This is a genomic window from Caballeronia terrestris (assembly GCF_001544515.1).
In the GTDB taxonomy this organism is placed as follows: domain Bacteria; phylum Pseudomonadota; class Gammaproteobacteria; order Burkholderiales; family Burkholderiaceae; genus Caballeronia; species Caballeronia terrestris.
The window spans coordinates 1-1,212 of the sequence record NZ_FCOL02000449.1 but is presented as its reverse complement, the minus strand read 5'-3'; the positions used below and the strand labels follow the sequence as shown (position 1 = coordinate 1,212).

Genomic DNA, 1,212 nt, shown 5'->3' with positions numbered 1-1,212 from the left:
GTTCCACACCGGAACATGGGAAAACTGCGCAAGTTCCTCCACGGTTGTTTGATGAAAACCCCGGTATTCGATTCCGTCATAGAGGCGTCCCAAAACGCGCGCCGTGTCCCTGAGCGATTCCTTGCGGCCGAGCTGAGAGCCGGCCGAATCAATGTTCGTGACATGTCCGCCCTGATCGTGCACGGCGACTTCGAAGGCGCAGCGCGTTCGGGTCGAGGTTTTTTCGAAGATCAGCGCGATGTTCTTCCCGGTCAGCCTGGGGATCTCATTACCCGCATACTTCGCGCGCTTCAGTTCGGCGGCAAGGTCGATCAGGAAGCGGATGTCGCGGGGACTGAAGTCTTGCATGTTCAGGAGGCTGCGGTTGCGGAGATTAAATGGCATGGTGTCGTTGGCTTCGGGTTCTGGCTAGATAGCGTCGCGCGCGAGCGGGCAGGTCATGCAATGGCCGCCCCCGCGCCCGCGTCCCAGCTCGGCGCTCGGAATTGTGATGACTTCCACGCCAGCCTTGCGCAAGAGCGTATTGGTGTAGACGTTGCGGTTGTAGGCAACAACGACGCCCGGCGCCAGCGCGATGACGTTGTTGCCGTCGTCCCATTGCTCGCGCTCGACTTCCCACTCGTCGCCACCCGTTCCGATAGCGCATAGCTTTTTCAGGCCTATCGAACGTGCCACAAGATCCAGAAAGGGCGCCGATTCGGCACGCACGTCGAGCTCGCCGGGTTTCTCCGGGTCGCAGGCTCGTGCAGCAAATGCCGTTGACGATTTTCGGGAAGATCGTGACGAGGTCGCGATCACAGAAGGTGAAGACGGTATCGAGATGCATTGCCCCGCGCGAGGGTGGCAAGCGCGCGGCGATCACGTGTGTCGCGGCCTCGCGCGCGAAAAGCGAGCGTGCGAGTTGTGTCACGGCCTGAGGGGACGTGCGCTCACCCATACCAACCACGACGACGTCTCGCGACAGCGGCATGACATCGCCGCCTTCGAGGGTTGCGCCTCCATGGTCCACATCCGGATCGCCCCACCAGATGCGGGTTTGGGTGTTGAAGCGATGATGAAATTGGTAGATGGCCGCAGTAAGAAGTGTCTCCTGACGGCGCGCGGGCCAATACATCGAGCCAAGCACGACGCCGTCATTGATCCAGCAACAGTTATCTCGGGTGAATAGCGCATTCGGTAACGGTGCGAGCAGGAAGCCGCAAGGGCCAATGC

The 1,212-nt window shown here is 60.8% G+C and carries 1 protein-coding gene and 1 pseudogene; both read right to left on the bottom strand.

Going from position 1 to position 1,212, the window contains the following annotated elements:
* Positions 1–384 (bottom strand): Rossmann-fold NAD(P)-binding domain-containing protein (locus AWB67_RS38185; RefSeq protein ID WP_510183523.1); only part of this gene is annotated, 384 nt, incomplete at its 3' end.
* Positions 385–408: 24 nt separating this feature from the next.
* Positions 409–1,212: pseudogene (locus AWB67_RS38180) on the bottom strand (arginine deiminase family protein); the annotation flags it as partial.